Origin of the sequence: Anaeromicropila populeti, assembly GCF_900112775.1 — a bacterium.
In the GTDB taxonomy this organism is placed as follows: domain Bacteria; phylum Bacillota; class Clostridia; order Lachnospirales; family Lachnospiraceae; genus Anaeromicropila_A; species Anaeromicropila_A populeti.
In genome coordinates this window covers 124,220-146,760 of sequence record NZ_FOYZ01000005.1, presented here as the reverse complement: position 1 = coordinate 146,760, position 22,541 = coordinate 124,220, and the positions used below count along the sequence as shown (strand labels likewise).

At 36.4% G+C, this 22,541-nt stretch carries 18 protein-coding genes; 9 read left to right on the top strand and 9 right to left on the bottom strand.

Annotated elements, in window-relative coordinates; translation table 11 throughout:
- The first annotated feature begins 13 nt into the window (after window positions 1–13).
- A complete protein-coding gene (locus BM305_RS07660; RefSeq protein ID WP_177214616.1) occupies window positions 14–1,219 on the top strand; it encodes a DHHW family protein in 1,206 nt (401 codons plus the stop codon).
- Here the strand turns inward: BM305_RS07660 and BM305_RS07655 are convergent.
- The 6 genes from BM305_RS07655 to BM305_RS07630 form a co-directional block, all read right to left on the bottom strand.
- Window positions 1,216–1,632: a glycosyltransferase family protein gene (locus BM305_RS07655; protein ID WP_177214615.1), complete on the bottom strand. Its 417-nt coding sequence runs from the start codon at window positions 1,630–1,632 to the stop codon at window positions 1,216–1,218. The two genes, BM305_RS07660 and BM305_RS07655, sit on opposite strands and share 4 nt — an antisense overlap.
- Entirely contained in the window at window positions 1,584–1,814 is a 231-nt protein-coding gene (locus BM305_RS19620; RefSeq protein ID WP_092560108.1) for a glycosyltransferase family 2 protein, read from the bottom strand. Before BM305_RS19620 ends, BM305_RS07655 begins: the two co-directional genes overlap by 49 nt.
- Entirely contained in the window at window positions 1,804–3,399 is a 1,596-nt protein-coding gene (locus BM305_RS07645; protein WP_092560107.1) for a putative bifunctional diguanylate cyclase/phosphodiesterase, read from the bottom strand. Before BM305_RS07645 ends, BM305_RS19620 begins: the two co-directional genes overlap by 11 nt.
- A gap of 95 nt (window positions 3,400–3,494) precedes the next feature.
- Window positions 3,495–5,873: a ribonucleoside triphosphate reductase gene (locus BM305_RS07640; RefSeq protein ID WP_092560106.1), complete on the bottom strand. Its 2,379-nt coding sequence runs from the start codon at window positions 5,871–5,873 to the stop codon at window positions 3,495–3,497.
- Between the two features lie 156 nt (window positions 5,874–6,029).
- Window positions 6,030–7,295: a GTPase HflX gene (hflX, locus tag BM305_RS07635; protein ID WP_092560105.1), complete on the bottom strand. Its 1,266-nt coding sequence runs from the start codon at window positions 7,293–7,295 to the stop codon at window positions 6,030–6,032.
- Entirely contained in the window at window positions 7,288–8,520 is a 1,233-nt protein-coding gene (locus BM305_RS07630; protein WP_092560104.1) for a tetratricopeptide repeat protein, read from the bottom strand. Before BM305_RS07630 ends, hflX begins: the two co-directional genes overlap by 8 nt.
- A gap of 149 nt (window positions 8,521–8,669) precedes the next feature.
- Between BM305_RS07630 and BM305_RS07625 the strand changes: the two genes are divergently transcribed.
- The 7 genes from BM305_RS07625 (at window position 8,670) to BM305_RS07595 (ending at window position 16,979) form a co-directional block, all read left to right on the top strand.
- On the top strand, window positions 8,670–9,851 hold the full coding sequence (locus BM305_RS07625) for an acetyl-CoA C-acetyltransferase (protein ID WP_092560103.1): 1,182 nt from the start codon (window positions 8,670–8,672) through the stop codon (window positions 9,849–9,851).
- 51 nt (window positions 9,852–9,902) lie between these two features.
- Window positions 9,903–10,679, top strand: a complete 777-nt coding sequence (locus BM305_RS07620; RefSeq protein ID WP_092560102.1) for an enoyl-CoA hydratase-related protein — start codon at window positions 9,903–9,905, stop codon at window positions 10,677–10,679.
- A 35-nt stretch (window positions 10,680–10,714) separates the two neighbouring features.
- On the top strand, window positions 10,715–11,554 hold the full coding sequence (locus tag BM305_RS07615; RefSeq protein ID WP_092560101.1) for a 3-hydroxyacyl-CoA dehydrogenase NAD-binding domain-containing protein: 840 nt from the start codon (window positions 10,715–10,717) through the stop codon (window positions 11,552–11,554).
- Window positions 11,555–11,584: 30 nt separating this feature from the next.
- Complete coding sequence (locus tag BM305_RS07610; RefSeq protein WP_092560100.1) at window positions 11,585–12,721, top strand: acyl-CoA dehydrogenase; 1,137 nt, start codon at window positions 11,585–11,587, stop codon at window positions 12,719–12,721.
- Between the two features lie 26 nt (window positions 12,722–12,747).
- On the top strand, window positions 12,748–13,530 hold the full coding sequence (locus tag BM305_RS07605) for an electron transfer flavoprotein subunit beta/FixA family protein (protein WP_092560099.1): 783 nt from the start codon (window positions 12,748–12,750) through the stop codon (window positions 13,528–13,530).
- A gap of 25 nt (window positions 13,531–13,555) precedes the next feature.
- Window positions 13,556–14,569: an electron transfer flavoprotein subunit alpha/FixB family protein gene (locus BM305_RS07600; protein WP_092560098.1), complete on the top strand. Its 1,014-nt coding sequence runs from the start codon at window positions 13,556–13,558 to the stop codon at window positions 14,567–14,569.
- A 241-nt stretch (window positions 14,570–14,810) separates the two neighbouring features.
- A complete protein-coding gene (locus BM305_RS07595; RefSeq protein WP_177214614.1) occupies window positions 14,811–16,979 on the top strand; it encodes a methyl-accepting chemotaxis protein in 2,169 nt (722 codons plus the stop codon).
- 94 nt (window positions 16,980–17,073) lie between these two features.
- Here the strand turns inward: BM305_RS07595 and BM305_RS07590 are convergent, their stop codons facing one another.
- Window positions 17,074–18,411, bottom strand: coding sequence for a butyryl-CoA:acetate CoA-transferase (locus BM305_RS07590; RefSeq protein WP_092560096.1), 1,338 nt, complete (start codon window positions 18,409–18,411; stop codon window positions 17,074–17,076).
- 189 nt (window positions 18,412–18,600) lie between these two features.
- Between BM305_RS07590 and hcp the strand changes: the two genes are divergently transcribed.
- Window positions 18,601–20,163, top strand: a complete 1,563-nt coding sequence (hcp, locus tag BM305_RS07585; protein ID WP_334292819.1) for a hydroxylamine reductase — start codon at window positions 18,601–18,603, stop codon at window positions 20,161–20,163.
- Between the two features lie 69 nt (window positions 20,164–20,232).
- On the opposite strand, the gene BM305_RS07580 is transcribed toward hcp, so the two are convergent.
- Window positions 20,233–21,093: an HAD family hydrolase gene (locus BM305_RS07580; protein ID WP_092560094.1), complete on the bottom strand. Its 861-nt coding sequence runs from the start codon at window positions 21,091–21,093 to the stop codon at window positions 20,233–20,235.
- 3 nt (window positions 21,094–21,096) lie between these two features.
- Window positions 21,097–22,539 (bottom strand): glycoside hydrolase family 1 protein, encoded by a 1,443-nt coding sequence (locus BM305_RS07575; RefSeq protein ID WP_092560093.1) that lies wholly within the window; start codon window positions 22,537–22,539, stop codon window positions 21,097–21,099.
- Window positions 22,540–22,541 lie beyond the last annotated feature (2 nt).

The window sequence follows — 22,541 nt, the reverse complement described above, 5'->3', positions numbered from 1 at the left end:
AGGAGTGTATCCAATGAAAAATTTTTTTATAAAAAAGGAATTTACCGCATTGACCTTTTTGTTTTTGTTGTTGACTTATTCTATGTTGAATTTGCACCATACCTATCCTTTTCTTAAATCTCTTTTTCTTAACAAGGATATAGCAAGTTTAAACGATGTAAACACCTTAACGGATAACTTAGAATATGCCATGCAGGATAATTTTTTTCAAAAATATTCTTATATTGAAAATTATGGCGCCCTCCAATTGTTATTGGAAAAACACGAAATGAATCAATTTAGTATAGGGGTCGATCGGGATGGATTTCTTCACCCATCCAATTTTATTGAAAGCTTTGACCAAAAACAGGCAAAAGACTTGGCGAAAAATGTTTCTGCTTTGAAAAAAAAATTAGATGAACAGAAAACAGAACTATTGGTGATGACACCTCCTGACAGATTTTATGATGGCAAAATTAATGGCTACTTAGGCATTCCTTATAGCAACTTTAGCCAGTATATTGATTTGTATTATAATTGTCTGAGCTCTTATGATATAGATTCTCTTGATCTTCGTCCAGCTTTTATTCATTCTGGTCTGGCAAAGGAGCAGCTTTATTATAAAACAGATCACCACTGGACCATCCGCGGAGCATTTCTAGCGTTTCAGGAGCTTATTACATTTCTCAATGAAAATTACGCTCTCCAGCTTGATCCAGATGGTTATTACCGCGATTGGAACCACTATACTACCATTCATTATCCAAATGCCTATTTGGGCTCTTATGGAAGAAAAACTGGGGCTGTTTATGCTGGTTTGGATGATTTTGATTTGATTCTTCCCAAGTTTAATACCTCATTTGAATTTAAACGCACCAATGAAGAAGGTTTTATCACGTATCAGGGAAGCTTTGAAGACACTTTAATCAATAAATCAATTCTGACTATCAAAGATTTATTTCAACAGGATCTGTATTCCTGCTATTTGGATGGTGTTCTTTATTCCTACGGAAAAATTACTAACCGCCTTAACCCAAACGGTGCCAAAATACTTTTGATTCGAGATTCGTATTCTTCTCCACTTGCTGCCTTCTTGTCTTCTGTTTGTGGTGAAGTAGATGTATTATATCCAGTTCTTTTTGAAGAAAGTATACTTTCCTTTTTATCGGAAAATCATTATGATATGGTTATTTTAAGTGGCTATTGCGGAACACTGCCTGAAAAGCTGATTCATTTTTAACTTTTCAGACAGTTTAGCTGGTATTGAGGAGCTTTGAAAACACAAAATTTATTACAGCCCCGTAAAAATTCCATGTCCTCATTGGATTTCATTTTTTCATTAAAAAATCCTACCTGTTTTATAATCTCTCGCTTTAATACAATTGTATTAATATGATAACAGTAAAACCCAGTACATAATGTATAACAAAAAAAACGTTCATCAAATACCCAAACTTTTCTATTGATATCAATATTTAAATCCATCTCTATTCTTTTTTTAGAATCCACAAACCACTCATACTCGTTTAAACTATATAATTTTCCTGCCTTTTCCTCAATCCACAATGCACTACATATTGAATAATCCGTCACCTCTATTGCCTTTACACACTCTTCCAAGTGTTCCGGAAACCATTCGTCATCCGAATCCAAAAAGGCAATATATTTCCCCCATAATGCAGTTGGACAACTGCACCTGTTCTATCACAGCTCCCATCGTCCACTATAATTAACTCCCAGTTCCGATATGTCTGATTAAAAACAGATTCAATTGCCCTTAGTATGGTTTTTTCTCTATTAAATGCTGGCATTATAATACTAACTTTATGTTTCATACTTACTACCCATTATCATTTCCTCAAATTGTTGAACTGGCATTGGTTTTGCAAAAAAGTATCCCTGTGCCATATCACAATAAACTTCTTTTAGGAATTCCAACTGTGCCTTTGTTTCTACACCCTCTGACAAAACGCGCATATCTAACTGCTTTGCCATATTAATAATGTTAGAAACAATAATTTTTTCTTGGCGTTTCATTTCTCCTTCACGAAAGAAACCCTTATCCAGCTTTAAAACATCTGCTTTCATATCCTTCAATAGATTTAATGAAGAGTAGCCTGCTCCAAAATCATCAATGGAAACATGAAAACCTATGCTTTGAAGCTCCTTCATAACAGAAACAGCAAGCTCTGTATTATCTAACAAAATGCTTTCCGTTAATTCAAACTCTATATATTTGGGGGCAATCTGGTATTCATTGATCAACTTCCTGATTTCCTCCACAAAATTTCTCTGATACAAATGAAGCCTGGAAACATTGACAGAAACTGGAACTACGGTTCTTCCCTCGTCCAGCCAGCCCCGTATCAGCTTGCAAACTTCCTGGTAGACATAAAAATCCAGCAAAAGCACAAAACCATTTTCTTCAAACAGTGGGATAAAAGCTCCTGGCTGTAACATGCTACCATCAGGTCTCCTCCAGCGAACCAGTGCCTCAGCACCCACAATCTTATTCGGTATCAGCTCTATCTTCGGCTGTAAATAAATAAGAAACTCCTGCTCACGAAGTGCCTGTTCTTTTGTACTCAGAATCAATCGTTCATTTTTTACCCTTTGATCCATTTCATCATCAAACATTTCAAAACGGTAAATGGAGTTACTTTTCACTTGCTTCCTGGCATAATTGGCATTGTCAATAGCAGACACAATATCCCGCTGGCTTTCATCTATAATACAAGCTCCGATTGTTAATCTGATGTTGCAATGACTATTTCTTCTCTTTTGCTGTTCTGTAAATCCTAATGCAAACTCCTGCACTCTTTCTTTCAAATTTGTGCCGTTCTGCAAGAGTACCATTGTGATAAAATGATCTGCTGACTCTCTTGCGGAGATTTGCATTTTGGCATTAGATTCACTCAAATATTGTGCCACTTCACGCAATATGATATCACCCTCATGGTATCCATAAAGATCATTAATACATTTAAAATTATCAATATCAAAATAGAGGATTAGGAAACGCCTGTTAGGATATTCATTTACAATCCTTCCAGCATACTCTTTAAACTTTTGCATCGTTAAAAGTCCAGTTAATGGGTCATATTTTGCACTTACCCACTCATCCTGGTTCCATTCATATAGATTTCCAACAAACCTGTTTCCTGAGAAAACTACACCTCTTGCTTTACACCAGCAAACAGTTCCATCCACCTGCTTCAGTCTGAACTCACAGGAAACCTCTTTTTTAAAATGCAAAAAGTCCAGAAATACTTCCAAATCCTCTTTTACTACATACGAACCCATGCTAAAAGTACAATTATGAATTACCTTTCCACTTAACAGCGGTATTTTTTCACTGATTGAGAAAGTAATCCTATCCTCCATGAAATTGTACTCAAAAAAACATATAAAATAATCCATTCTCTTCACTCTTCCATAGTTATTCCATACACGCGGATCTTATTTTATAAAATTCAATGCTTTTGCCGTACATAGCATCTAATTACTATTGTTACCTATCTTTGATCGACATACTCCTTTATGTTCGATACATTTACACATTTTCTTTTTGTCCCATTCTCCAGAACCAGTAAAGTAGGTGCCTGCATAATTCCATACTCTGCTGCAATCTCATGGTTTTCCTCTGCATCCAACAATGTATAAGGAAACTCAGACAGAAATTCCTTTGCTATGCTGCAATTTGGACAAGTCTTTGTAGTAAATAAATAGTAACCATCTGGAAGCAAATCATCGGATAAATTAAGTTCAATTTCCTTTTCCTCAGTTATCTCTCTCTCATTTGTCCCATTCCGTTGACACCTGGACTGCTCCATCTGATATACTTTTCTATTTTTATATTCCTGCGTTTTTCCCTCATTCCAGTTTTGAACTGGACGATAATATCCTGTTATACGGCTATATACCTCTGCCTTTTCACCACACTCTGGACATACATACTGTTCTCCCTTGAGGTAGCCGTGTGTCTTACAAATAGAATAAGTTGGTGAAAGGGTATAATAAGGAAGCTTATAATTTGTAGCAATGGTTTTTACCAGCTTGGCAGCAGCTCCCCAATCAGGCAGCTTTTCTCCCAAAAATGCATGAAAAACAGTGCCTGATGTATACAACGTCTGCAATTCATCCTGAATATCCAATGCACTAAAAATATCCTCTGTAAAATCTACTGGCAAATGAGAACTATTTGTATAGTAAGGGGTATCTCCCTTTTTCCCTGCTGTTTTAATTGCTGGCCACCGTTTCTTATCATGTTTTGCCAGCCTATAGCTAGTAGACTCTGCTGGAGTAGCCTCCAGATTAAACAAATCACCATATTCTACCTGATAGACCGAAAGCCTTTCTCTCATATGAGTCAATACCTTTTTGGTAAATTGCTGAGTTGATTCATTTGTCATATCTTCTTCCAGCCATCTTGCATTAAGACCAACCTCATTCATTCCCACTAATCCAATAGTAGAAAAATGATTTTCAAAGCTTCCCAAATAACGTTTTGTATATGGATATAACCCTTCCTCTAAAAGCTTGGAAACAACTTCCCTCTTTACACTTAAGGAGCGTGCTGCAATATCCATCATTCTATTTAATCTGATAAAAAATTCTTCTTCTGTTTTTGCCTGATATGCTATTCTTGGCATATTAATGGTAACAACGCCAATTGAGCCCGTACTCTCTCCAGAACCAAAATATCCACCAGTTTTTCTTCTAAGTTCTCTCAAATCCAGCCGCAATCTGCAACACATAGATCGCACATCACTTGGCTCCATATCACTATTAATATAATTTGAAAAATACGGCGTCCCGTATTTTGCTGTCATCTCAAACAGCAAACGATTATTTTCCGTATCTGACCAGTCAAAATCTCTTGTAATTGAATACGTAGGAATTGGATATTGAAATCCTCTTCCATTTGCATCACCTTCAATCATAATTTCAATAAAGGCTTTATTTACCATATCCATCTCTTTTTTACATTCTTTATACGTAAAATCCATTGCCCTTCCACCAACAATACATGGTACTTCTTTCAAATCCTCAGGTACAGTCCAGTCCAGTGTTATATTGGAAAACGGTGCCTGTGTTCCCCAGCGGCTTGGAGTATTTACTCCATATATAAACGATTGAATACACTGCTTAACTTCCTTATAGGAAAGACTGTCCACTTTTACAAACGGTGCTAAATAAGTATCAAAGGAAGAAAATGCTTGAGCACCTGCCCATTCATTTTGCATAATTCCCAGAAAATTAACCATCTGATTACATAAAGTACTTAAATGTCCAGCTGGTGAGGAAGTAATTTTACCTGGTATGCCCCCCAGCCCTTCTTTAATCAGCTGCTTAAGTGACCAGCCAGCACAATATCCTGTAAGCATAGACAAATCATGAATATGCAAATCTGCATTTCGATGAGCATTTGCCACTTCTTCATCGTATATTTCAGATAACCAGTAATTTGCAGTAATAGACCCTGAATTATGTAAAATCAAACCTCCTACGGAATACGTGACCGTCGAATTTTCTTTTACACGCCAGTCCTCTTCCTTCACATAACTGTCCACAATATCCTTATAGTCCAAAATAGTTGATTTCATATTTCGAATTTTTTCACGGTTCTTCCGATATAAAATATATGCTTTTGCTACATCTGTGTAACCTGCCTGCTCCAGCACATGCTCAACGCTGTCCTGAATGTCCTCTACATGAATTTTATCCTCTTTTGCTTTGTTTTGAAAATCTGAAGTAACCCGCAGCGCCAACAAGTTAATAATGTCCTCATCATATAACTTCTCAGTTGCATTAAATGCCTTAGATATTGCATTGGCGATTTTGCATAATTCAAATGCTGTAATTTCACCATCTCGTTTTACTACTGCAATCATTCTAATATCCCCTTTCAAACTATGACTACAAATATATTTTAATGCCTTTACAATATTAACAGAATCTATAATACAAGTCAATATAAATAACTATATATATTGTATACCATCACAAACAGCACTATATCTAGTAGTCCTTACGTCCTATAGCATGCATTATTTTCCATTTGCCCCATACTTTTCAACTGAGTAAATTGCTCTGGGAATATATGCTTTAATATAAATTCCCTTTTCCTCATACCGTTCTTCCATAAGCTGTCCATACTTTCTGATAGCCTGTATTTCACCAGCTTCCTGATAGGGAAACAACTTTTCAATTAGAATTTTACTTTCATTCAAAATCTGTTCGATTAGTTCCAATAAATTCTCAAGTCCTGTTTTTTGTTTCGCAGAAATTTTCACTGAATAATCTGATTTAAAATCTTTTAAAATCTGGTCTTCTAACACTTTATCCTGTTTGTTAAACACAGTAATCATTATCTTGTCTTTTACCTCCAGCTGCTCCAGTGTTTCATACACCGTATGCATCTGAGCATATACCGCTGCATTAGAACTATCCACTACATGCAAAATAATATCTGCATATTTTGCCTCCTCTAATGTACTTCTAAAAGCATTAATTAAATGATGAGGAAGCTTCCGTATAAATCCTACCGTATCAGTAAGAAGAATCTGCTGTCCACTCTCCAGCTCCAGATTCCTTGTTGTGGGGTCTAAGGTTGCAAACAACTTGTTTTCCTCAAGAACTCCTGCATTGGTAAGTGTATTCAATAGTGTAGATTTCCCTGCGTTGGTATAACCAACGATGGAGATTACTGGAATAGGATTACTGCTTCTTTGTTTTCTAAGCGTATTACGATTGCTTACTATTTTGTCAAGCTCACTATTTAATTGGGATATCCTGTCCCGAATCAGCCGGCGATCCATCTCAAGCTTTTTCTCACCAGGTCCCCTGGTTCCTATTCCTCCCCCAAGTCTGGACAGCGAACTGCCAAGCCCTGTCAGCCTGGAAGAACGATACTTTAACTGAGCAAGCTCTACCTGTATTTTACCTTCTTTTGTACTGGCTCTTTGGGCAAAAATATCCAGAATCATTACCGTTCTGTCAATGACCTTTATCTTCAGTTCAGCCTCCATATTTTTTAATTGGGCTGGGGTCAGTTCATCATCACACACCACTCCAGTTGCCTCATATTCATAGATGAACGCCCGTATTTCATCTAGCTTGCCCTTCCCCACATAAGTACCTGAATGAATACTATCACGATTTTGTACGACCCTTGCAACTGCAACTGCACCTGCCGTTTTTGCTAATTCCTCTAATTCATCTAAAGACTCTTCTGTTTCCTCTGGGTTATGAGTGCTTACACCAACCAGTATCACTCTTTCTTCTTCCTCGCTTATATCATATAATTTACTCATTACTGTCTCCACTTTCTTCCTGAACGTTATTTCTACGTGTTAAAATAAACTTTAATTCTCTCTGCATTTTCTCATCCTCTGGATACAATTCTAAATAATCGTTTGCTTTTTCAAAAGCCAGTTCATAATCTGCCAGAAGTTCATACAAAGTAATTTGATTATATAAAAGCTGCTGTATAAAACTTCCATCGTTCAACTCAATACCAGCCTGTACCGCTTTTAACCCTAAATCATACTGCTCTGTTTTCAAATAAACTTCAGCCAGTGCACTGTACACTGCTGCACTTTCTATCAATTCCGTGTTTTCAAGATAACTTACAAAATGCTCCGCAGCCTTATCATATTCTTTCTTGTTTTCATATATCTTTCCTATATAATAATCTGCTTCTGTAAATCCTTTGTTCTTAGAAGCTTCAAATCCTTGTATTGCTGTGTCGTAATCTTCTTTATAATATTGTATGACGGCAAGGTTGTAAAAATCCTCATCAGTTTTTGTTTTCATCGCCAGCGCCTTATCTAAAACAGAATCCGCTTTTTCTATTTGATTCATTTTAAGATATACAAAATATTCTCCCACATATGCTTCGCAATTAGTACCTTCCAAATCCAGCACCTTTTCATAATCTCCAATTGACTCTTCATAGCTTTGCGCTTTAAAATATGCATTTGCTCTTTTTAAATAAACCCGAAAGTCTGACTTTTTTTTATCAATATATTTCGTGAGAGTTTCTACTGCTTCCTTATAATTTCCCTGATACATCAGCGCATCTGCTTTGTAATTTAATATGTCCAAATTCATGCTTTCTAATTCCTGAATGGATAATGCCTTGTCAAACCACTTCACGGCGTTTGCATACTGATTATCATAAAAATCACATAATCCCTGTCCCCGATATGCCTGCTTATTATTTTCTAAAACAATTTTATTTTCTTTTTCTAAAATTGCTTTATCAAATTGAATTCTAGCTTTGTCATATTGTTCCAGCTGAATTAAGCACATGCCATAACCAATATAAAATTCAGCTTTTTCAGGGTTTTTTAAAATTGCTTCTTCAAAATTAACAGCAGCATTTTCATAATCTCCCTTCTCCATTGATTTTACTGCCTGCTTATACAAACTACCAGCCCCTTTTCCTGTTGAACAGCTTGTTAAGAATAGTAAACTGAAACATACAAGAAAAAAAGGAGCCATTATTTTTTTTCCTATTCTAAAAACCTGACTCATTTCCCTCAAACCTTTCTTTTCTTTCCTAATATTATAATTTGAAAAGAAAAGAAATGCAATCTATTTACTTTCTTTCTTGCAAATGCAAAAAGTTTGTGATAAAATTAACATATCGTTTAATAAACTATAGTGAAATGGAGGATTTTGTTATGTCAAAGAAAGTAGTATTAGCAGGCGCATGCCGTACAGCTATTGGAGGTATGGGCGGTGGATTAAGTACAACACCAGCTGCTGAGTTAGGTTCTATCGTAATTAAAGAAGCATTAAGCAGAGCTGGAGTTGCACCTGAACAAGTAGATCAGGTATATATGGGCTGTGTAATTCAGGCTGGACAAGGCCAGAACGTTGCTCGTCAATCTTCTATCAAAGCTGGTTTACCAATCGAAGTTCCTGCCGTTACAATCAATGTTGTTTGTGGTTCTGGCTTAGAATGCGTAAACATGGCTGCACGTATGGTTATGACTGGTGAAGCTGATATAGTGGTAGCTGGAGGTACAGAAAATATGTCTATGGCTCCATATGTTTTGAAAAACGCACGCTATGGATACCGTATGGGTAATGCGCCGATGATTGATACTATGGTAAATGACGCACTATGGGATGCATTTAATGACTACCACATGGGAATTACTGCTGAAAATATCTGCGAACAATGGGGATTAACCCGTGAACAATTAGATGAATTTGCTGCATTAAGCCAAAACAAAGCAGTTGCAGCTCAGGAAGCTGGAAAATTTGAAGCTGAAATTGTTCCTGTTCCTGTTAAGCAAAAGAAAGAAACTGTAATGTTTACAAAGGATGAAGGTCCACGTCCTGGTACAACTGCTGAAGGAATTGCAAAACTCAGACCAGCATTTAAGAAAGATGGTATGGTAACTGCTGCAAATGCTTCCAGTATTAATGATGGCGCTGCTGCTGTGGTAGTTATGAGTGAAGAAAAGGCAAAAGAACTTGGTGTTACACCAATGGCTACTTGGGTTGCTGGTGCTCTTGGCGGTGTTGAACCTTCTATTATGGGAATTGGTCCTGTTGCCTCAACAAAGAAAGTATTAGAAAAAACCGGAATGTCTATTAGTGATTTTGACTTAATCGAAGCAAACGAAGCTTTTGCAGCTCAGTCTTTAGCTGTTGGTAAAGATTTAGGTTTTGACACTTCTAAATTAAATGTAAATGGTGGAGCTATTGCTCTTGGTCACCCAGTTGGTGCTTCTGGATGCCGTATTCTGGTAACTTTATTACATGAAATGCAGAAATCAGATGCCAAGACAGGCTTAGCTACACTTTGTATCGGTGGCGGAATGGGCTGTTCTACAATTGTAAAGAGAGACTAGTCAAGTCTTTCTTTACTATAAATCGTTTTATTTCGAAAGGAGATTTCATTCATGGAATTTATCACATATGAACAACAAGGATTTGTTGGCATCCTTACAATTAATCGTCCAAAAGCTTTAAATGCTTTAAACTCCAACGTATTAAAGGAAATTGACGCTGCTTTGGATGCTGTTGATTTAGAAACAACCAGATGTCTTATTTTAACAGGTGCAGGAGAAAAATCTTTTGTAGCTGGTGCTGACATCGGGGAAATGAGTACTTTAACAAAAGCAGAAGGAGAAGCTTTCGGTAAAATCGGTAATGATGTATTCCGTAAATTAGAAGTTTTTCCTATTCCAGTTATTGCTGCAATTAATGGTTTTGCATTAGGCGGCGGCTGTGAAATTGCTATGAGCTGTGATATCAGATTGTGTTCTGATAATGCATTATTTGGACAACCAGAGGTTGGTCTTGGCATTACCCCTGGATTTGGTGGTACACAAAGACTTGCCCGCATCGTTGGTGTAGGAAAAGCCAAAGAACTTATCTATACCGCTTTTAATATTAAAGCAGACGAAGCTTACCGCATCGGACTTGTAAATGCTGTTTATACACAAGAAGAATTACTTCCATCCGCTATAAAGATGGCTGAAAAGATTTCTAAAAATGCTCCTATTGCTGTTCGTGCATGTAAAAAAGCAATTAATGATGGTTTACAAACAGATATGGATGCTGCCATTGTAATAGAAGAAAAATTATTTGGAAGCTGCTTTGAAACACAAGATCAAATAGATGGTATGACTGCTTTCTTAGAAAAAAGAAAAGTAGATGGTTTTCAAAATAAATAGGATACAATAAACTATTAAATTTAGGAGGATTCAAAATGAAAGTAGGTATTATTGGTGCTGGAACTATGGGTTCCGGAATTGCACAAGCTTTTGCTCAAACAGAAGGTTATGAAGTATTTTTATGTGATATCAATGAAGAATTTGCTGCAAACGGCAAGAATAAAATTGCGAAAGGCTTTGAAAAAAGAATTGCTAAAGGTAAAATGGAACAAGCTGCTGCTGATTCTATTCTTGCTAAAATCACTACAGGAACAAAAGAAATTTGTGGAGATTGTGATTTAGTCGTAGAAGCTGCTTTGGAAAACATGGAAATCAAAAAGCAGACTTTCAAAGAATTACAAGCTATCTGTAAAGCAGACGCTATGTTTGCTACAAATACTTCTTCTCTTTCTATTACAGAAATCGGTGCTGGATTAGACAGACCAGTAATCGGAATGCACTTCTTCAATCCTGCTCCTGTTATGAAGCTTGTTGAAGTTATCGCAGGATTAAACACCCCAGCCGAAATGGTTGATAAAATCAAAGCAATCTCCACTGAAATTGGAAAAACTCCTGTTCAGGTAGAAGAAGCTGCTGGATTTGTTGTAAATAGAGTTTTAATTCCAATGATTAATGAAGCAATTGGAATTTTTGCAGATGGTGTTGCATCTGTAGAAGGTATTGATGCTGCCATGAAACTTGGCGCAAATCACCCAATGGGACCTTTAGCATTAGGTGACTTAATCGGTCTTGATGTCTGCCTTGCTATTATGGAAGTACTTCAGGCAGAAACTGGTGATTCTAAATATCGTCCTCATCCATTATTAAGAAAAATGGTTCGTGGCGGTAAGTTAGGTATGAAAACTGGAAAAGGTTTTTATGACTACAGTAAATAATCAAATCATATAAAGATGGAGGAATTTAAGATGGATTTCACATTAAGCAAAGAGCAAGAAATGGCTAGAACACTCTTTAGACAATTTGCTCTAAATGAAGTTAAACCTCTGGCACAAGAAGTTGACGAGACAGAGCGTTTCCCTGTTGAAACAGTTGAAAAAATGCAGAAACTTGGTTTCTTAGGAATACCAATGCCTAAGGAATACGGCGGACAAGGCTGTGATACATTAACATATGTACTGGCTGTAGAAGAACTTTCAAGAGTTTGTGGAACTACAGGCGTTATCGTATCCGCACATACTTCTCTTGGAGCAGACCCAATTAAGAAATTTGGTACTCCAGAACAAAAAGAAAAATATCTCAGACCTTTAGTATCTGGTGAAAAATTAGGAGCTTTTGGTTTAACTGAGCCAGGTGCTGGTACAGATGCTTCTGGACAGCAGACAAAAGCTGTTTTAAACGGCGATCACTACGTTTTAAATGGTAGTAAAATTTTTATTACAAATGGTGGAAAAGCTGATATCTACATTATATTTGCAATGACTGATAAGTCAAAGGGAACAAAGGGAATTTCTGCATTTATCGTAGAAAAAGAATTCCCAGGCTTCTCAATCGGAACAAAGGAAAAGAAAATGGGTATCCGTGGTTCTTCTACTACTGAACTTATTTTTACTGACTGTATCGTTCCAAAGGAAAATCTTCTTGGTCAGGAAGGTAAAGGATTTGGTATTGCAATGCAAACTCTTGATGGCGGTAGAATTGGTATCGCTGCACAGGCACTTGGTCTTGCTGCTGGTGCTCTTGACGCTACCATTGCATACGTAAAGGAAAGAAAGCAATTTGGTCGTTCTATTGCTAAGTTCCAAAACACTCAGTTCCAGATTGCTGATATGGCAACAAAAGTAGAAGCTGCCAGAAACCTTGTTTATAAAGCTGCTATTGCAAAAGATACTCAGAAGAAATTTTCTTTAGAGGCTGCTATGGCAAAATTATATGCTGCTGAGGTTGCTATGGAAGTTACTACTAAGGCTGTTCAACTTCATGGTGGTTATGGTTACACAAGAGAATATGATGTTGAACGTATGATGCGTGATGCTAAGATTACTGAAATTTACGAGGGTACTAGCGAAGTACAACGTATGGTAATCAGTGGCAGTATTTTATAATTAGAAAACCAAAGGAGTGAAGGACAGTGAAAATTGTAGTTTGTATAAAGCAAGTTCCAGATACCAATGAAGTTAGATTAGATCCAGTTACTGGTACTCTTATTAGAGATGGTGTACCTAGTATTATAAATCCAGATGATAAAGCTGGCTTAGAGGCTGCTTTACAATTAAAGGATTCAGTGGGAGCAGAAATTACTGTTATCTCCATGGGACCACCTCAAGCAGATGCTGCTTTACGTGAAGCATTAGCTATGGGTGCTGACAAAGCTATTTTAGTTACAGACAGAGCATTTGGTGGAGCTGATACATTAGCAACTTCTACTACTATTGCTGCTGCTATTAAAAATCTTGAATATGATTTAGTTATTACTGGACGTCAGGCAATTGATGGAGATACTGCTCAGGTTGGACCTCAGATCTCTGAACACCTTAGTATTCCAAATGTAAGTTATGCAGAAGACATTAAGGTTGAAGGAAACAGCGTAATTGTAAAACGTCAATATGAAGATAGATATCATACTGTAAAAGTTGAAATGCCATGTCTTATTACAGCATTAGGTGAAATGAACCAGCCACGTTATATGACACCAGGTGGTATCTTTGATGCTTATAAAGAAAAGGAAGTTACTGTATGGGGATTAAATGACATTACTGTTGATACAGCAAATATTGGTTTAAAAGGTTCTCCAACAAAAGTTGCCCAGACATTTACAAAGAGCTTAAAGGCTGCTGGAACAAAAGTTCAATTAGATGCAGAAGAATCTGCTAACTTTATTGTAGAGAAAATGAAAGAAAAATTTATATTATAATTTCAAAGAAAGTGGTGAACATAAAATGAGTTTGCAAGACTATAAGGGCGTATTTGTATTTGCGCAACAGGTAGATAATAAAATTAGTGGCGTTTCTTTTGAACTTATTGGAAAAGCAAAGGATTTAGCTGCAGATCTAGGTACAGAGGTTACTGCTGTATTATTAGGCTATAATGTTAAAGATTTAGCTGATAAATTAGCTGAATTTGGTGCTGATAAAGTTATCGTTGTTGATGATAAAGCATTGGAAGTTTATACTACTGAGCCATATACTGTTGCTATGAACGCTGTTATTGAACAATATAAGCCTGACGTTGTTCTTTATGGTGCAACTGCAATTGGACGTGACTTAGCTCCTCGTGTTTCAGCAAGAGTACACACTGGATTAACTGCTGACTGTACAAAACTGGAAGTAGATGCTGAAACGAAAAATCTTCATATGACCAGACCAGCTTTTGGTGGTAACATCATGGCTACTATTAAGTGCCCAGATCACCGTCCTCAAATGGCTACTGTTCGTCCTGGCGTTATGCAGAAAATTTCTCCAGTTGCTGGAGCAAAAGCTGTTGTAGAAGAATGTTCTGTAACATTTGAAAAGAATAATAAATATGTTGAAGTAATCGATGTAATTAAAAAAGTCAGCGATAAGATTAATATTCAAGATGCTAAGATTCTTGTATCTGGTGGACGTGGACTTGGTTGTGGAGAAAACTTTAAAATGTTAAGAGATTTGGCTGACGCACTTGGTGGAGAAGTAGCTTCTTCTAGAGCATGTGTTGATGCTGGATGGGTTGAAAAAGATATTCAGGTTGGTCAGACTGGACAAACTGTTCGTCCAAACTTATATATTGCATGTGGTATTTCAGGTGCAATTCAGCATTTAGCTGGTATGGAAGAATCTGATTTAATTATTGCAATTAATAAAGATGAAACTGCTCCTATTTTTGATGTTGCTGATTTTGGAATAGTTGGAGATGTAACTAAAATTGTTCCTATTTTAACTGAGAAAATTAAAACAGAAGTTGCTGCTAGAAGCTAATAGCTGCAAATATTAATAAAACAAAAGGGATGAATAATGAAGATTCATCCCTTTTATTTTATGTAAAAACTAGATTTTAGCTTTATTTTCTATGTTTTTTACATTGTGTTACCATTATATATTAAGATAATTTCTTTATTTCTTAAAAATGTTTATTTCTAAATTGATTTTTATATACTTTTTTGTTATAACTAGAGATACGTATTATCGGTTATATCATTACCCTAAAGGAGTGGATCTATTGAAAGAATTGAGTAGATATATACGAAATCGTTCTCTTAAAAAAAGTTCAGAATCTGTGTTTGAGGGTATTAGCAAGGGAAGAAAAAAAGCTTTGGAAAACTGGTTTAATGACCAGTGGAGAAAAATTAATTCTATTGTTAAGTCACTAATCTCTATTTCAGAGGATACAGATAAGCAGTTGGAGACACTTAATGAGTCCGTTTTACATTATGACGAGTTTTTAGAAGCTTTTATCTTGGATTCTACTGGAAAAGTTATTTTATCCTCTTACGCCGGACACACAAATCATGACCTATCATCTTATCCGAATTATAAAAAAGCATTACATAATGAACCATATATGTATGGACCATATTGTGATAAAGCTACTTTAAATCTTCCATCAAAAAACAAGCATTTTTTTGATGAAGTTACCTTGCTTTTTTCTCAGCCATACCAGGCAGATAATGAACTTAGAATTTTATGTATTAGAATTTTAAATGATGACATGAGCAATGTTATTCAGGATGAAGATACTCATATATACAAAGAATCTGGTGATAACTATCTGTTTATGGTAAAAAATGAAAGGAATATTCCACAGGGAACTGCTATTTCCAGAAGCCGTTTTGAGGATATGACCTTTTCACTTGGAGATAACTTAAAAGATGGTGTTAGGACAAAGAGCTGGGGAATTGTACAGATAAAAGAACACACTGAATTTGAAATTGTTTTTACTGATCCAGCAACTAAACAACTGCACCCAGGAATACAATCCACCATACGAAACGGTGAAAACCTGGACTGCTGGCCTGGCTATCCTGACTATCGCCACATTCTGGTAGGTGGCAAAGGAACTCAGATTATCCCCCCACATTCTGATGAAATATGGGGAATGATGTGCGAAGCCGATATTGCAGAAATATATAAGTTCAGCAGTCTGCGAGAAACCTATTCTCTACTAATCGCTTTTATTTCTGCTGTTGCCTTTTTTGCCAATACGTTATTGATGAAACATTTTCCCGCTTTATCACTTACTTTTGAAATAATTTTTATTGTTCTTCTTTTCTTATTAAGCTACATAACAACAAGCCGTTTGTTGGTAAAGCCAATTAACAGAACGACGGATTTGCTGCATGAGATTGCAGAAGGAGAAGGTAATCTGACAAAACGTGTTTCCACTTCTTCTAACAATGAGATTGGGGAACTGGGAAAATGGTTTAATAAATTTATCAGCAATCAGATGAACATGATTAAGCGGGTGGGAAATGCCGTCAAAACTACAAAAGTAACATTAAGACGTGTATCTTCTGCATCCGATAAAATTGAAGCTGAAATATCAAACATACGAGATACAATTACTACTCTTTCTAATAATTGTGTTGAACAAAATGAACTTTTTCTTTCTACTCAAAAAGAAGTAGGAAGAATTGCAGATTCTTTTCAGAAAAATGCAAATTTGAATGAAATGATTTCTGTTATTCAGGAAAAAACTCATAGTACCTCTTCTACCGCTGCAAATGCCAAAGACTTGACAAGTGAAGTGATTTCTTCTATTTCAGAGCTAGAGGCTGCTATGGAAAATGCTTTAACAAGCATAGGTGGACTTTCTGAAAAATCAAATCAAATTACAAATATAGTCAGCACCATTACTTCTATTAGTAATCAGACCAATCTTTTGGCATTAAATGCTTCTATTGAAGCTGCCCGAGCAGGAGATGCTGGAAAAGGGTTTGCTGTTGTTGCTGATGAAATTAAAAAGCTTTCTCAAGATACAACTAATGCTACGCAGATTATTTCTGAATTGATTGGCTCGATACAAAGTGAAATAATTGATACTAATACAAATATTGATATTATTGACGAGAAAGTAAAATCCAGTGTGAAAAGTACAAAAGAAAGTACAAAGGCTGTTGAACTGGTAATTGATGTTTCCAATACCATTTCTCAGATTATGGAAATGATGAATGAACAAAATGCAGTTATTCAGGATGTGCGTCAAAATATTTATGAAATGGCACAGAAAAGTGAACAGGCAGTTTCCATTGGCGAAGACAGCACTCGAATTGCTGAAGAACGAATTGAGCGAATTACAAGGCAAACCTACAAGCTGCAACGGGTAATTGAAGGACTCCATAATTCTTCTGAAGACTTATCAGAAATCGTAAATTCCTTTGTAGTAAAATAGATTATTATGTGAATGCAAATACTTATTTTCTATCACATGTTAAAAGCCATGAAAGCAATTATATCAAAGCTTTCATGGCTCTTTTATTTACACCTTATTTATTACTTCTTCTCCAGATTTTCATTTTATCTGCGTCTTTAATTAATTCATCACGAAATTCTGGATGAGCAACTGAAATAATGGCTTCTGCTCTCTGCCATGTTGACAACCCTTTTAGGTTCACCTTTCCGTATTCCGTAACTAAATAATGAATATTACTTCTGGTATCTGTTACAATCGAACCCTCTGTCAATGTTGGTACTAATCTGGATTTTAGCTGACCATCTTTTGTACTAAAGGTTGAAGAACAGCAAATAAAGCTTTTTCCACCTTTTGATAAGTAAGCACCCATTACAAAATCAAGCTGTCCACCCTGCCCGCTTATATGTTTTACTCCGGCTGATTCCGAAGATACTTGTCCAAATAAATCTACATTTACTGCATTATTAATTGACATAAAATTATCAATCAATGCTATTTGCCTAGCATCATTTGTATAATTCACAGGCATACTAACGCATTCAGGATTATTATTTAAATAGTCATAAAGCTTTTTCGTACCAGCCGCAAAGGAATACACCTGCTTTCCTTTTAAAATTGATTTCTGAGAACCAGTAATCTTCCCTGCTTTGGCTATATCAACAAATGCATCCACATACATCTCTGTATGTACTCCCAAATCTTTTAAGTCAGACTCTGCAATCAAAGAACCTACTGCATTTGGCATTCCTCCAATACCCAGCTGTAAACACGCTCCGTTAGGAATCTCATCAACGATTAACCTGGCAACCGCTTTATCTACCTCAGTAGCTGCTGCTGCGCCTAATTCAGCCATAGGTTCATTATCACCTTCTACAATCAGATTAACCCTTGAAATATGAATTCCCTCTTCTTCACCACCAATGCACTGAGGTACATTTTCATTTACTTCCACAATAATAAACTTTGCGGTATCACAAACCGCCATCATGTGTGTATTATTTGGACCAAAATTGAAATACCCATGTTCATCCATTGGTGCAACCTGAAACATTGCAACATCATCTGGCTCAATATTTTCACGATAATAACGTGGCAGCTCGGAATAACGGATTGGAGAATAGTAGGCAATTCCCTCTTGAATCGCTTTACGTTCTATTCCACCCATATGCCAGGAGTTCCAGCAAAAATGTTCTTTTGCATTGGGAACCTTAAAGATTTCAGGAACCCACAAACAAATTCCACCGCGCACTTTAACATCTGTTAATTCTTCATATCTTGCTGCTAATGCCTGATCCAGCTTTCTGGTATGTGTACAGCACCATCCATAGTCAACCCAGTCACCTGATTTAATCACTTTCACCGCTTCTTCAGCTGTTGTAAGCTTTTTTTGATATTCCATTTTGAAATCCATACTCAAAGCCTCCTAATTATAATTATATTTTATGTTAATTATATCACAATCCTTTGTGAAATTGTAGACAATTTTTAATTCTCTTTGGATTTTACATGGGAAAGGTTTAAAAAATACAGTTCTTACACATACTAACGTCGATTTACTATATTTTGATAATATAAATACGGAGGACATGCCATGTCAGATATGTTTTGCTTCCAGTGTCAGCAGACTGCTGGAAATAAGTGCTGTGTTAAGGTAGGTGTCTGTGGTAAGCAGCCTGATACAGCAAATCTACAAGATGATTTAATTTACGAGCTGATCCGGTTATCAGAAGTGGTTTCTGAAAAGGAAAGTAATACAAATACAGACCGTATGGTAATAGATGGACTATTTATTACTTTAACAAATGTAAATTTTGATAATAGCAGGATTAAAAATTTTACGGAAGAGGTACGGGAAGAAATAAAGCAGCTTGGTAATTTGAACGAAATTCCCGTTATAGATTTATGGAAAGGAGAAACGGATATTGTTTCACTTCGTTCTACGCTTCTTTTCGGTATGAAGGGAACTGCTGCCTATGCACACCATTGCAAAAACCTGGGCTTTGAAGACAGAGAGGTGACCAATTGGTTTTACAAAGGTCTTCGAGAAATTAACCGAGAACACTCTATAGAAGAATGGCTCTCTCTAATTATGGAGTTTGGTCAAATCAATTTGAAATGTATGGAAAAGCTTGATGAAGCAAATACCAAATCCTTTGGTACACCAGTTCCTGTGAAAGTGAATACCGACATAAAAAAAGGACCGTTTATTGTTATATCTGGACATGATTTGCATGACTTAAAAATGCTTCTGGAACAAACACAGGATAAAGGAATTAATGTTTATACTCATGGAGAAATGCTTCCCGCCCATGGATACCCTGAATTAAAAAAATATTCACATTTAGCTGGCAACTTCGGAACAGCATGGCAAAGCCAGCAGAAGGAATTTGAAAACATTCCAGCACCTGTTATCTTTACAACAAACTGTCTGATGCCTTATCGAGATAATTATAAAGACAGGATATACAATACAAATGTAGTTGGATATGAAGGTTTAAAGTATATTGAAGCAAAGGAAAATGGTTACAAAGATTTTACTCCTGTTATAAACCATGCGCTGGAATTAGGCGGTTACAAACAGGATCAAAGTATGAGTGGAATTAATGGAGGACATATTTTGACAACGGGATTTGGTCATGGAACCGTATTAGCAAACGCTCCTGCCATTATTGACGCTGTTAAAAGCGGTGCAATCAAGCATTTCTTTTTAGTTGGCGGCTGTGATGGTGCAAATCCAGGCCGGAATTATTATACTGATTTTGTTAAACAGACGCCTATGGACACGATTGTTCTTACACTAGCTTGTGGAAAATTCCGCTTTAATGACTTAGATTTAGGGGAAATTGGCGGTTTTCCAAGAATAATGGATATGGGACAGTGTAACGATGCCTATAGTGCTATTAAAGTAGCACTGGCATTAGCAGATGCTTTTCAATGCTCCGTATACGAACTTCCACTTACCCTTGTTCTATCCTGGTATGAGCAAAAGGCCGTCTGTATCCTTCTGACTCTTTTGTCACTGGGTATAAAACGAATGTATTTAGGACCTACCTTACCTGCCTTTTTGTCTGAAACAGTAGTAAAAGTATTGATAGATACTTATGATTTACAGCCTATTACCTCTCCAGAACAAGATTTAGACGCTATTCTTGGAAGAGGTTAGTCCAAAAATATCATAATTTTTTTAAAGGGTCATCAATGCAGTTTCTCTGCATCGTGACCCTTTTCTTACTTAATCAAGTAATCCATATTTTAAAAAGCTTTTGTATATCCCATCGCCCATCACTTCTGCTGTAATATCATCTGCTACTTCTTTAATAGCATCAATAGCATTCCCCATGGCAATCCCAACCTGAGCAAACTGAATCATTTCCTTATCATTCATACTGTCGCCTATGGCCAATGTTGCTTCCTTTCCCATATTATAATGGTCTAAAACCATTCGGATTCCCTCTGCCTTTGTAATTGTTTTGGCAGAAATCTCTCCTCCTGTTACAGCAGCCTTTTCCATACTGCTGGTGATTACCATGAATTTATCAGCAAGTTGATTCTTAATATCATCTACACAGTTTTTCATACTAAAAAAAGTAAGCTTGTTAATGTCGTTCCGTCCTATGGCATCCTCTATTCTTATTTCCTGAATATTTTGAAAAAACTGCTTAAAATCTTCTCGTTCACTTCTGTTTGCAAGCTCTTCCCGTTCCCAGAACATCCTTTTATATTCAGGTAACGTATAAAGCCTTTCATTTGCTTCTAAAAAAAATCCTATTTTCTTATCATTTAGAAAATCAACTATTTCTTTTAAATCTTCTGCCAAGAGAGGCTGATGAAAAATAACTTTTCCCTCTGCTTCTACATAAGCACCTGCACTGCAAACCATTCCATCAAATCCAGTCTCTAAAATATAGGAAGGAACGATGGCTTTGCATCTGCCACTACAAATAAAAACCTTATGCCCGTTTTCTCTTGCCTTTTTAATTGCAGTCTTTGTACTATCTGGCAATATTCCAGTTTCCATATCAATTAAAGTACCATCAATGTCTAAAAATACCAATTTCTTCTCTTGGCTGTCTTGTTTTACTTCTAACTTCATTTACTACCTTTCAGCTAAATCTTCTCCATTACTTGCAATAACCTGCCTGTACCAGTCGAATGATTTTTTCTTCTTTCTATCTAATGTTCCCGTTCCGTCGTTATTTTTATCAACATAAATGAAACCATAGCGTTTTTTCATTTCACCAGTACTTGCACTTACAAGGTCGATGCAGCCCCACGGAGTATAACCCCAGAGTTCAACACCATCCTCCACAGCCAGCTTCATCTGCTGGATATGAGCTTTTAAATACTCAATTCGATATCCATCATCAATTGATCCGTCTGCTTTTACTTCATCCACTGCACCAAGACCATTCTCAACTACCATAAGAGGAATCTGATAACGATCATACAATCGGTTCAAAGTGTACCGCAAGCCCTCTGGATCGATCTGCCATCCCCAGTCACTTGCCTTCAAATAAGGATTTTTAACACCTGCCAGAATATTACCTTCCGTTTTAGTAACACTTTCATCCTCCGTTACACAGCTGCTCATATAATAACTGAATGAATAAAAATCTACCTTTCCAGCTTTCAACACTTCTTCATCTTCTGGTTCCATCTTGATTTCAATATTCTGACTGCTAAAATACTTTTTTGAAAAATATGGATACTCGCCTTTTACCTGTACATCTCCGCACAAATCATTATGAATCTGATCCTGTTTCTGCATCTTTAACATATCCTTTGGATTACAGCTATAAGGATACGTTGTCATATACGCAATCATACAGCCTATTTTAAAATCAGGATTAATGCTATGACCTAATTGAACTGCCTTTGCGCTTGCCACAAACTGGTGATGCAATGCCTGAAAGCGAAGCTGTGGTATGTCCACTTGATCAAGAAAGCTGGTAGTCCCTTCATTTAAAATACCCAGGCTCATGTAACCACCAAATGGCATTGTTCCTGCATTGATTTCATTAAATGTCAACCAATATTTTACCACATCTTTGTATCGCTTGTAAATAGTCTCACAATACCTTACATAATGGTCTATACATTCTCTGCCAACCCATCCGTTGCACTTTTTTGTCAACTGATATGGCATCTCATAATGAGAAATTGTAACTAAAGGTTCAATATTGTATTTTTTTAATTCAGCAAACACATGATCATAAAATACCAAACCCTCTTCATTTGGTTCCTTATCATCACCGTTTGGAAAAATTCTTGTCCATGCAATTGACATTCGAAAAGTCTTAAATCCCATTTCAGCAAATAATTTAATATCTTCTTTATATCTATGGTAAAAGTCAATAGCCTCGTGTGACGGATAGTAAGCTCCCTCTTCCATCTCAGGCGTAATTCTTCTTGGAACAGTATGAGTTCCACCCATCAGCATATCACTTGTGCTAGGCCCCTTACCGCCTTCCTTCCATCCGCCTTCAAACTGGTTAGCCGCAGTTGCGCCGCCCCACAAAAAATTTTTACAAAATCCCATTA

Coding starts and splice junctions, on each gene's coding strand:
- BM305_RS07660 (WP_177214616.1), top strand. CDS start 14: ATGAAAAATTTTTTTATAAAAAAGGAATTTACCGCATTGACCTTTTTG.
- BM305_RS19620 (WP_092560108.1), bottom strand. CDS start 1,814: ATGAAACATAAAGTTAGTATTATAATGCCAGCATTTAATAGAGAAAAA.
- BM305_RS07645 (WP_092560107.1), bottom strand. CDS start 3,399: ATGGATTATTTTATATGTTTTTTTGAGTACAATTTCATGGAGGATAGG.
- BM305_RS07640 (WP_092560106.1), bottom strand. CDS start 5,873: ATGATTGCAGTAGTAAAACGAGATGGTGAAATTACAGCATTTGAATTA.
- hflX (WP_092560105.1), bottom strand. CDS start 7,295: ATGAGTAAATTATATGATATAAGCGAGGAAGAAGAAAGAGTGATACTG.
- BM305_RS07630 (WP_092560104.1), bottom strand. CDS start 8,520: ATGAGTCAGGTTTTTAGAATAGGAAAAAAAATAATGGCTCCTTTTTTT.
- BM305_RS07625 (WP_092560103.1), top strand. CDS start 8,670: ATGTCAAAGAAAGTAGTATTAGCAGGCGCATGCCGTACAGCTATTGGA.
- BM305_RS07620 (WP_092560102.1), top strand. CDS start 9,903: ATGGAATTTATCACATATGAACAACAAGGATTTGTTGGCATCCTTACA.
- BM305_RS07615 (WP_092560101.1), top strand. CDS start 10,715: ATGAAAGTAGGTATTATTGGTGCTGGAACTATGGGTTCCGGAATTGCA.
- BM305_RS07610 (WP_092560100.1), top strand. CDS start 11,585: ATGGATTTCACATTAAGCAAAGAGCAAGAAATGGCTAGAACACTCTTT.
- BM305_RS07600 (WP_092560098.1), top strand. CDS start 13,556: ATGAGTTTGCAAGACTATAAGGGCGTATTTGTATTTGCGCAACAGGTA.
- BM305_RS07590 (WP_092560096.1), bottom strand. CDS start 18,411: ATGGATTTCAAAATGGAATATCAAAAAAAGCTTACAACAGCTGAAGAA.
- hcp (WP_334292819.1), top strand. CDS start 18,601: ATGTTTTGCTTCCAGTGTCAGCAGACTGCTGGAAATAAGTGCTGTGTT.
- BM305_RS07580 (WP_092560094.1), bottom strand. CDS start 21,093: ATGAAGTTAGAAGTAAAACAAGACAGCCAAGAGAAGAAATTGGTATTT.
- BM305_RS07575 (WP_092560093.1), bottom strand. CDS start 22,539: ATGGGATTTTGTAAAAATTTTTTGTGGGGCGGCGCAACTGCGGCTAAC.